The sequence below is a fragment of the Agromyces larvae genome (genome assembly GCF_022811705.1).
GTDB lineage: Bacteria > Actinomycetota > Actinomycetes > Actinomycetales > Microbacteriaceae > Agromyces > Agromyces larvae.
Window position 1 is genome coordinate 2,541,864 of record NZ_CP094528.1, and the last position, 10,266, is coordinate 2,552,129.

A 10,266-nucleotide genomic window follows, 5' to 3' on the forward strand; every position below is an offset into this window, starting at 1 on the left:
GCCCAGCGCGGCCATGGCGAACCGCCTCAGCCGTGGTCCCCTACCCGACGCGACCTGAGAGCGGAACACTGTCGATCTTTTCGCTGGAGCCGACTGCCGGGGAAGTCCACCGAAGAGCCCCCTTTTCGTAGGTTCGGGGACCCCCGATCGAGACCTGGTAATCCCATGCGGAAGTGGTGTACCCGCCGAACCACACTTCGAGTTTGATAAGGCCCGACGGTGTCGTCTCGGTGAAGCCGGCTCTGATCCCATCCCTGCTCTGATAGACCGTGCCCTCGGTGTACTTGGTGTCCGGAGAGGTCTTTCCGTTGTACCAGCGAGTTTCCGCCGCAACTGCGGGCGTAGACGCCGTCACAGCGAGCCCAATTGCCAAGATGGCGGATGCAACGGCGAGAGGGTAGGGCCTTCTCCTGGTCTTCATGATGCTCCATTCCCAGCGTGTGACAACGGTTGTCGAAACTGGGCTGACTCTTGCCTACCGCAGCCGTGCCCGACTGAGAAGGGTGGAACGCGAACGCTGGTCGCAGATGGAATCGCGGTGAAACTCGATGTCATGACGCGGCGGGCTCAGCGCCGCCGCACCTCGAGCGCACTCATGCCCCGCATGCTGAACCACATGCGGTCGTCGCTCTCGACGAGGGTCGCGAGCACCTCGTCGCAGGCCGCGCACCGCACGACCGTGCCGACGGCGCTGCGATAGACCATCGCTCGGGCGACCTCGTCGACGGTGCCGCACTCGGCGCAGCGCGCCATCGCGTCGGTCACGTCGAACGCGAAGAGCTCGGCGAGCGGGCCGGCGAGCGCGTTGCCGTCGACGTGCGGTGCGTGGTGTTCAGACATCAGGTGCCTCCGAATCGCTCGATGCGGATCGATCGTGCGTCGTGCCCCAGATCGAGCAGCCAGGAGGCCACGAGCTCGGCGAACCCCGTCGATCCGCACACGAAGATACGCGGCGTACGGTCGGCGGGGACGACGAGCCGGTCGACCTCGTCGCGGGTGAGTCGCATGGGCGCGCGCGGGTGCGCCTCGGGCGCGCGGCGGGTATAGATCAGGTCGATCCGGATGCCTCCGGCACGGTCGGCACCGATCTTCGCGAGCCGCTCGAGTTCGGGCGCGAAGAACCTGTCGTCGGGCGTGCGCACCGAGTACAGCAGCCGGAACTCGGTGTCATCGCCGGCCTCGGCGTGGGCGTGCGCCATCGCGTACAGCGGCACGATGCCCGACCCGCCGCCGATGAGCTGGACCGGCCGCGAGGCAGCCGGACCAGACGACACCGAGGCATCCGAGACATCCGGGTCATCCGCATCATCCGAGCCCGGCGCCTCCCAGACGAAGAACCGCCCGAGCGGGCCGTTCACCTCGACCTGATCGCCCGCGCGGAGCTCGTCGACGAGGAACGGCGACACCTCGCCGCCCGGCACCCGGTCGACCGCGAGCACGACCCGCGTCGACGGGCCCGATGAGGCGATCGAGTACGACCGGGTCGCGCTGTACCCGTCGGGTGCGGTGAGTCGCACGTCGAGGTGCTGCCCGGCGGCGTTGCCTGGCCAGCCGTCGACGTCGAGCTCGATGCGCGCCGCCTGCGCCGTCTCGGGGCGCACCGATGCGACGGTGGCGGAGTGCCAGCCGCTGCGGGGCAGACGCCTCACCAGTACCGTTCCTCCTTCCAGGGGTCGCCCCGGAGGTGGTACCCGTTCTGCTCCCAGAAGCCGGGGTCGTCGTCGGGCATCATGACGAGCCCGCGCACCCACTTCGCGCTCTTCCAGAAGTAGAGGTGCGGCACGAGGAGGCGGGCCGGGCCGCCGTGCTCGGGCTCGAGCGGTTCGCCGTCGAACTCGAACGCGACCCACGCCTTGCCGTCGAGCAGATCCTCGAGCGGAACGTTCGTGGTGTAGCCGCCGTAGCTGTGCGCCATCGCGAACTCGTAGTCGGTCTCGACCGCCTCGAACAGGGTGTCGAGCGAGACACCGCGCCAGCTCGTGCCGAGCTTCGACCAGTGCGTGACGCAGTGGATGTCGGTCGAGACGTCCTCGATCGGCAGCGCCATGAACTCGTCCCACGTCCAGGTGGTATCGGCGCCCGATTCGGTGCGGATGGTGAACTGCCAGTCGGCGGTGTCGACGTCGGGCGTCGGGCCGGCCGAGAGCACCGGGAAGTCCTCGACGAGCGTCTGCCCGGGTGGCAGGCGCGGGTCGCGCCCCTCGCGTCCGCGTCCCGAGAATCCCCTCGTGATGAACGACATGATCGCTCCCCTCGCCCGCTGCTCACCCTAGTGAGGCGGAACCGTCACCGGGAGCCCCAGCTCAGTCTTTCGGGGTGTCGAGCCGCACGAGCGTGCCCGGATACGACGCCCCGGCGAGCCCGCCCGCCGACACGTCGGCCCAGCGGTCGAGCGCGAACGCGACCTCGGCGACCGCGCAGGTCGGCAGGTCGATCGCCTCGCCCGTCAGGCGGTGCACGAGACCGGATGACTCGGGGTTGTGCCCTACGAGCATCGCCGCGCCGACCGCGTCGTCGAATCCGCGGACGGTCTCGATCAGGTGCGACACGCTCGCCGCGTACAGGGAGGCATCGAGCAGCACGGATGCCCCGGGCTCGAGGTCGAACGCTTCGGCGAGCGCGGCGGCCGTGGTGCGGGCGCGCAGCGCGGTGCTGGAGAGGATGAGGTCGGGCGTCACGCCGCGCGCGGCGAGCCGGCGCCCCATCGCGGGCGCGTCGTGGCGTCCGCGCGCGTTGAGCGGCCGGTCGTGGTCGTCGAGCGCCGGGTCGCCCCAGTCGCTCTTGGCGTGCCGCACGATGAACAGCGTCTTCACGAGCCCCACGCTACGCCGCCGCCCCCTCCTCCGCCGCTCTCCCGCCGCCCCTCCCTCCACGGCGGGAGGGGTGCGCGACCGCCGTCACGAACTCCGCAGCGCGAGGCCCGCCGCCACCTCGAGCACGCACAGCGCGGCGAGCCGCACGGTGCGGCCGTCGGGGGCGTCGGCCGTGGCATCCACTTCGGCGACGTCGACGGTGCGCACGCGCGGGTCGCGGGCTGCGGCGCGCACGAGTGCGCGCAGCTCCCACGCGGCGAGTCCGCCGGGCAGCGACGCGGGGCACCCGGGCGCGACCGATCGGTCGCAGGCGTCGACGTCGATATCGAGATGCACCGGCCCGCCGGCCGCACCGGCGATCGCGAGCGCCTCGGCCATCACGTCGGCCGGCGCCCGCCCGTGCAGATCGTCGCGGTGCACCACCGTGATGCCGAGGTCGCGCGCACGCCGGGCGTACTCGGCCGAGTTCGCGAAGTCGGCGATGCCGATCTGCACGATGCGGGCGGGGTCGAGTCCGGCTTCGATGAGCCGGCGCACGGGCGACCCGTTCGACACACCGTCGCGCAGGTCGTAGTGCGCGTCGATGGTCACGAGTCCGGCGCGGTCGAGCGCGCCCGGCCCAGCGCCCAGCGCGACCGGCACCGTGATCGAGTTGTCGCCGCCGAGCGCGACCAGCACGCGTGCGGCCGAGAGCACCCGCGAGACCTCCGCGCGCGTCCGCGCCTCGCCGTCGGGTCCGTCGGGTTCGTCGATGTCGCCGGCGTCGGCGAACGCGAGCGCCGCGCCCAGATCGAGCGCCGCGCCCAGGTCGAGCGCCGCGGCCCCGCCGACGAGCGCGGGGCTGTACCGGCGCAGCGCCTCGCGGATCGCCGCGGGCGTCGCGTGCGCACCGGTCGGCGAGAGCGACGTGCGCCACGCGGGCACCCCGAGGATCGCGAGATCGACGGATGTCTCGTGGCCCGTCGCATCCGGTCGCAGCGCGGGCCAGCCGCCCGCCCGCGGCCAGTTCGGATCGTGCGCGAGTTCGGCCATGCGTTCACGGTAGCGACGACGGATGCCGCGAGCCGCCGTCGCCCGCGACCCGGCGTCCGGCATCCCGGACGGCGGGGATCCCGCTCGCCGCCCGCCGCCGATCGGTCGCGCGCACGAACGCCTTGCGGATCTCATCGACCCACAGCACCGACGTGGCGGCGACCGCGCACCAGAGCCAGTGCGCGCCGTCGAGCGCCGCGGTGCCGAACGCCACCTGCAGCGGCGCCCACGTCACCACGAGCACCTGCAGCACGACGCCCAGCACGAACGCCCCCACCAGCCACCGATTCGAGAACAGGCCGTGGAACGCGCTGCGCGTCGCCGATCGCGCGACGAACGCGGTGAGCAGCGCCATGAACACGAGCACGGTGAACCCTGCGGTGCGTGCGACGTCGACCGTGCCCGTCTCGCCGGGGATGAGCCCGCCGGGCAGGAACAGGTCGAGCGTCACGAGCGTGACCACCGCCATGGTCACGCCGGTCGTGACGATGCCGACCCACATCCGTCCGTCGATCGCGCGCTCGTGCATGCCGCGCGGAGGTCGCGCCATCACGTCGTCGATCTCGGGGTCGACGCCCATCGCGAGCGCGGGCGCCGAGTCGGTGACGAGGTTGATCCAGAGGATCTGCGTGGCCAGCAGCGGCAGCACGATCGATTCGTTCGAGGCATCCGACAGCCCGAGCACGCCCGCGAAGACGACGCCGAAGAACACCGTGAGCACCTCGCCCATGTTCGAGTAGAGCAGGTAGCGCAGGAACTTGCGGATGTTGTCGAAGATCACCCGGCCCTCGCGCACCGCCTCGACGATCGTCGCGAAGTCGTCGTCGGCGAGCACCATGTTCGCCGCCTCCTTCGTGACCTCGGTGCCGGTGATGCCCATCGCGATGCCGATGTCGGCCGACTTCAGCGCAGGCGCGTCGTTCACCCCGTCGCCGGTCATGGCGACGACGAGCCCGTCGTCCTGCAGGGCGTCGACGATGCGCAGCTTGTGCTCGGGCGCGACCCGCGCGAACACCGAGACGTCGCGCACGGCCTGCGCGAACGCCTCGTCGTCGAGCGCGTCGAGCTGGGTGCCGGTGAGCGCCGCCGCCTGCCCCGGTTCGACGATCCCGAGGTCGGCGGCGATGCGCGCCGCGGTCGCGGGGTGATCGCCGGTGATCATGATGACCCGCACGCCCGCACGGTGCGCCTCGGTGATCGCGGGCGGCACCTCGGGGCGGGGCGGGTCGATGATGCCGACGGCCCCGGCGTAGACGAGGTCGCGCTCGTGCGATTCGTCGGGTTCGACGATCGGGCCGGATGCTCCGCCGGCGCGCGCGCCCGTCGCATCCGACTCGCCCGCCGCATCCGAGACACCCGATCCGCCCGTCGCATCCGAGACACCCGAACCGCCCGTCGCATCCGAGGCACCCGAACCGCCCGTCGGACCCGTCGCACCGAACTCGGGCGCCTCCCGGTAGGCGACGCCGAGCGTGCGGTACGCCGCCTGCGAGAGCGCCTCGATATCGGCGAGCGCGGCCGCCTTGCGCTCGGGGGTGAGCGGCACGACCGCGTCGCCGACCCGCACGCCCGTGCAGCGCTCGAGCAGCACGTCGGGTGCGCCCTTCGACAGCACGACCGCGGTGCCGTCGGCGCGGCGGTGCACGGTCGACATCATCTTGCGTTCGGAGCTGAACGGCACGTCGCCGATACGGCCGTACTGCTCGGTGGCCTCGACGGTGCCGTCGAGCTTGTGCGCGGCGACGAGGAACGCGGCTTCGGTCGGGTCGCCCTCGATCTCCCAGACGCCCTCGTGTTCGGCGAGTTGCGCGTCGTTCGCGAGCGAACCGGCGCCGAGCACGATCTGGGCTTCGGTGCGCAGCGCGCCGGGTTCGAGCGGCTCGCCGTTCACGGCCGCCCGCCCGATGGGCGCGTACCCGGCGCCGCTCAGGTCGACCGTGCCGCTCGCGGTCACGATGCGCTCGATGGTCATCTGGTTGGTGGTGAGGGTGCCGGTCTTGTCGGTGCAGATCACCGACGCCGAGCCGAGCGTCTCGACGCTCGAGAGCTGTTTCACGACGGCATGCTGCTTGGCCATCCGCTGCACGCCGAGGGCGAGCACGACCGACATGATCGCGGGCAGCCCCTCGGGCACCGCGGCGACCGCGAGCGAGACGCCGAGCAGCAGGATGGTCACGAAGTCGGCCGGCGTGCGGATGCCCTCGATGAGCGTGATCGTGAGCATGACGACGATGGCGATCACGATCACGATCCGCCCGAGCAGGCGCCCGATGCGGCCGACCTCCTGCTGCAGGGGGGTCGCCTCCTCGCGGGTCTCGTCGAGCATCGTGGCGATGGCGCCCATCTGGGTCGCCATGCCGGTCTCGGTGACGATCGCACGCCCGGTGCCGCGCGCGACCGCGGTGCCCTTGTAGACCATGTCGAGCCGGTCGCCGAGCGGCACCGGCTCGGGCAGGGTCGTCGCGGACTTCTCGACCGCTTCGCTCTCGCCGGTGAGGGATGCCTCGGCGATCCGCAGCGCGCTGGCCCGCAGCAGGCGGCCGTCGGCGCCGACCTGGTCGCCCTCGCCGAGGACGAGGAGGTCGCCGGGCACGAGTTCCGCGGATGCCACGGTGCGGAGTTCACCGTCGCGCAGCACGGTCGACTGGGCCTGCGTCATCACCGAGAGCGCGGCGACGGCCTGTTCGGCGCGGGCCTCCTGCACGAGGCCGAGCACCGCGTTGAGGATGATGATCGCGCCGATTACGACGGCGTCGATCGGCCAGCCGTGCGCGCCCTCGACGATCCACGCGACGACCGAGATCGCGACGGCGACGAGCAGCAGGATGATCAGCGGGTCGGTGAACTGGGCGAGGATGCGCCGCCAGAGCGGGTTCTTCTTCGTCGACCGCAGCTCGTTGGGGCCGTGTTCGGCGAGCCGGCGGGCGGCCTCGGCGGCGGTGAGGCCGGTCTCGGGGTCGACCGCGAGTGCTCGCGCGACGTCGGCGGCATCCGTCAGCGACGGATCCGAGCGGGCGATGGACGGATCCCCCTGATCGGTCACCCGCCCAGTCTGTCATCCTGCTCGCGGTCGGGAATGGATGCGCGGGGGTCGGAGTTGCAGCAAATACCCCCTAGGGGTATAGCTTGAATCCCGGAGGACGCCAGCATGAACCATATGACGCACGAGCATGAGGGGCACGGTCACGGTGGTCTCGAGACGCGTCCGACTCCGCCGGGTGCTCCTCGCCCGGCGGAACACGGACACGACATGCACGCCGGGCACGTCGGGCACGGCGATCACGTCGGGCAGTTCCGCCGGCTGTTCTGGATCATGCTCGTCATCGCGGTGCCGACGATCGTGTTCAGCCCCATGTTCGCCGACATCCTCGGCTACCGGCTGCCCGACAACGCCGTCGTCCCGTGGATCTCCCCCGTGCTCGGCACCGTGATGTACGTCTGGGGCGGTCGCCCGTTCCTCACCGGTGCGTGGAGCGAGTTGAAAGCCCGCACGCCCGGCATGATGCTGCTCATCGGACTCGCGATCACGGTCGCGTATCTCGCATCGCTCGGCGCGAGTCTCCGCATCCTCGACCACCACCTCGACTTCTGGTGGGAACTCGCCCTCCTCATCGTGATCATGCTGCTCGGCCACTGGATCGAGATGCGCTCGATCGCGCAGGCCTCCAGTGCGCTCGACGCGCTCGCCGCCCTGCTGCCCGACGAGGCGGAGCGGGTGCTCCCCACCAAGCCCGCTGAGCCCGTCGAAGCGAACCAGGTCCCCACCAAGCTCGCTGAGCCTGTCGAAGCGAACCCCGTCGAAGCGAACCAGTCGCTCCCCACCAAGCCCGCTGAGCCTGTCGAAGCGAACCCCGTCGAAGCAGGCCCCGTCCAAGCGGGACCCGTCGACGCGAACCACTCCTGGACGACGGCCCCTTCGACCGGCTCAGGGAACCAGGCGCGCACCGAGCTCGTCTCGCCCGCCGACCTGCGGGTCGGCGACCTCGTGGTCGTGCGACCCGGCGGCCGGGTGCCCGCCGACGGCGACGTCGTCGACGGGACGGCCGCAGTCGACGAATCGATGATCACCGGCGAGTCCCGCCCCGTCACTCGGGGCCCCGGCGACCGGGTCGTCGCGGGCACCGTCGCCACCGACACCGCGCTGCGCGTGCGGGTGGCCGCCGTCGGAGACGACACCGCGCTCGCCGGCATCCAGCGGCTCGTCGCGCAGGCGCAGTCGTCGACGTCGCGCGCGCAGCGCCTCGCCGACCGCGCCGCGGGCTGGCTGTTCTGGTTCGCGCTCGGCGCGGCCGTGCTCACCGCGATCGCGTGGACCCTGCTCGGCAGCCCGGACGACGCCGTCGTGCGCACGATCACGGTGCTCGTCATCGCGTGCCCGCACGCGCTGGGCCTGGCGATCCCGCTCGTCGTGCAGATCGCGACCGAGCGCGCGGCGAAGGGCGGCGTGCTCGTCACCGACCGTCTCGCACTCGAGACCATGCGCACCGTCGGTGCGGTGCTCTTCGACAAGACCGGCACCCTCACGAAGGGCGAGCCCGCGGTGACGGATGCCGCGTCCGCGCCCGAGTTCGACCTCGACGGCGTCATCGCGGTGGCGGCCGCGGTCGAGCGCGACTCGGAGCATCCGCTCGCCCGCGCCATCGTCGCGTACGCCGAAGCCCGAGGCATCGACATCCCGGCCGCCGAGTCGTTCGAGGCCGCCCCGGGGCTCGGGGTGAGTGCGATCATCGCGGGCGTGCCGGTGTTCGTCGGCGGCCCGTCGATGCTGGCCGGTCGCGGCACCGACCCGCTGCCCGTCTCCGAGCCGTGGTCGGCGGCCGGAGCGACCGTGCTGCACGTCATCGTCGGCGACGTCGTGGCGGGGGCGATCGCGCTGGCCGACGAGATCCGGCCCGAGTCGCGCGAGGCGGTCGACGCACTGCACGCGCTCGGCGTGCTGGTCGTGATGATCACGGGCGACGCCGAGCCGGTCGCCCGCTCGGTCGCGGCCGAGCTCGGCATCGACCGCGTGTTCGCGGGCGTGCGCCCCGAGGACAAGTCGGCGAAGGTGCAGGAGCTCCAGTCCGAGGGGCTGACCGTCGCGATGGTCGGCGACGGGGTGAACGACGCACCCGCGCTCGCGCAGGCCGACGTCGGCATCGCGATCGGCGCGGGCACCGACGTGGCGATCGCGTCGGCGGGCGTGGTGCTCGCGTCGAGCGACCCGAGGTCGGTGCTCTCGGTCATCGAACTGTCGCACGCGACCTACCGCAAGATGACGCAGAACCTGTGGTGGGCCGCCGGATACAACCTGCTGTCCGTCCCGCTCGCGGCGGGCGTGCTCGCGCCGATCGGGTTCGTGATGCCGATGTCGGTCGGCGCGATCCTGATGAGTCTGTCGACCGTGGTCGTCGCGCTGAACGCACAGCTGCTGCGTCGCCTCGACCTGCGCCCCGAGGCATCCGTGCGCGCCCTCCGCTGACGGACCCGCCCGCCCGCTGCACCCTCCCTCGTCCCTCTTCCCTCCTCCCTCTTCGAGCGGATCAGGAATTCCGAGCCGACACGCCGACCCGCGTGACCCCCTCACCGGCGTGTCGCGACGGATTTCCTGATCCGCGCGGTGGGTGACAGGCACACGCGCGGGTGCAGGCACATGCACCTGCCGCGGCCGGCGCGCCGCCTACCCCGCCGCGTTGTCGACGCGGAAGCTGAACTGCTCGGGCCGGAATCGGTCGTCGGCGACCTCCACCGGCCGGCCCGAAACATCCGACGACCGTCGTCGTTCGCGCAGCAGCGGCGCGCCCATCGGCACCCGCAGCGCCTCGGAGTCGAGCCGGTTCGCCCCGACCGCGTCGATCGTGTGCCGCGCCGACGTGAGCGCGACGCCCTGCCGGGCGAGTTCGGCGAACACCGACCCGGTGTCGGTGTCGAACCCGAACAGGTGCCGCCCGACCTCGGGGATGAACGTCGACCGTTCGAGCATCACCGGCACCTCCTCCAGCGTGCGCACCCGTACGAGGGCGACGACGGTCGCGCCCTCGTCGAGTCCGAGCAGCCCCGCGGTCGCCGAGTCGGCGCTGCGCCGCTCGAGTACGAGGGTGCGCTGCCCGGGCACCCGGCCTTCGCCGCGCGCCCATTCGGTGAACGACCGCAGCGTGTCGAGCGACTGGGCGGGCACGACCTTGCCCACCACGGGCGGCCGCCCGCGACCGCCGACGACCACGCCGTCGGCCCGCAGGCCGGCGAGCGCGCGGCGCACGGTGCCCCGGGACGTGCCGAACTCACGGCACAGCGACGCCTCGCTCGGCAGCGGCGTGCCGGCGGCCCACTCGCCGCGCACGATGCGGTCGAGCAGCGCGACGCGCACGCGCTGCGACACGGGTGACGTCGCGGTCTCGACCATGCCTCGACCCTAGGAACGGGGTCGGCCGCGAGGCTTGCC

Annotated in this window: 9 protein-coding genes; 1 reads left to right on the top strand and 8 read right to left on the bottom strand. The window is 72.1% G+C overall.

Annotation, left to right across the window (positions count from 1 at the left end; translation table 11 throughout):
• Nucleotides 1-40: 40 nt before the first annotated feature.
• The 7 genes from MTO99_RS12345 to MTO99_RS12375 form a co-directional block, all read right to left on the bottom strand.
• Nucleotides 41-421: a hypothetical protein gene (locus MTO99_RS12345; protein ID WP_243553942.1), complete on the bottom strand. Its 381-nt coding sequence runs from the start codon at nucleotides 419-421 to the stop codon at nucleotides 41-43.
• A 146-nt stretch (nucleotides 422-567) separates the two neighbouring features.
• Nucleotides 568-840 carry a DUF6510 family protein gene (locus MTO99_RS12350; protein WP_243553943.1) on the bottom strand — a complete coding sequence of 91 codons (273 nt, stop codon included), beginning with the start codon at nucleotides 838-840 and terminating at the stop codon, nucleotides 568-570.
• Nucleotides 840-1,649, bottom strand: a complete 810-nt coding sequence (locus MTO99_RS12355) for an FAD-binding oxidoreductase (RefSeq protein ID WP_243553944.1) — start codon at nucleotides 1,647-1,649, stop codon at nucleotides 840-842. The genes MTO99_RS12350 and MTO99_RS12355 overlap by 1 nt, the downstream gene beginning before the upstream one ends.
• Nucleotides 1,646-2,242, bottom strand: a complete 597-nt coding sequence (locus MTO99_RS12360) for a sulfite oxidase-like oxidoreductase (protein ID WP_243553945.1) — start codon at nucleotides 2,240-2,242, stop codon at nucleotides 1,646-1,648. The genes MTO99_RS12355 and MTO99_RS12360 overlap by 4 nt, the downstream gene beginning before the upstream one ends.
• 61 nt (nucleotides 2,243-2,303) lie before the next feature.
• A complete protein-coding gene (locus MTO99_RS12365; protein WP_243553946.1) occupies nucleotides 2,304-2,813 on the bottom strand; it encodes a SixA phosphatase family protein in 510 nt (169 codons plus the stop codon).
• 84 nt (nucleotides 2,814-2,897) lie between these two features.
• Nucleotides 2,898-3,845: an arginase family protein gene (locus MTO99_RS12370; protein WP_243553947.1), complete on the bottom strand. Its 948-nt coding sequence runs from the start codon at nucleotides 3,843-3,845 to the stop codon at nucleotides 2,898-2,900.
• 4 nt (nucleotides 3,846-3,849) lie between these two features.
• On the bottom strand, nucleotides 3,850-6,888 hold the full coding sequence (locus MTO99_RS12375) for a cation-translocating P-type ATPase (protein WP_243553948.1): 3,039 nt from the start codon (nucleotides 6,886-6,888) through the stop codon (nucleotides 3,850-3,852).
• A gap of 105 nt (nucleotides 6,889-6,993) precedes the next feature.
• Between MTO99_RS12375 and MTO99_RS12380 the strand changes: the two genes are divergently transcribed.
• The gene (locus tag MTO99_RS12380; protein WP_435520755.1) at nucleotides 6,994-9,306 is read left to right on the top strand and encodes a copper-translocating P-type ATPase; all 2,313 of its coding nucleotides are present in this window, start codon (nucleotides 6,994-6,996) and stop codon (nucleotides 9,304-9,306) included.
• A gap of 198 nt (nucleotides 9,307-9,504) precedes the next feature.
• Here MTO99_RS12380 and MTO99_RS12385 read toward each other — a convergent pair whose 3' ends face one another.
• Nucleotides 9,505-10,227 (bottom strand): GntR family transcriptional regulator, encoded by a 723-nt coding sequence (locus MTO99_RS12385; RefSeq protein ID WP_243553950.1) that lies wholly within the window; start codon nucleotides 10,225-10,227, stop codon nucleotides 9,505-9,507.
• Nucleotides 10,228-10,266 lie beyond the last annotated feature (39 nt).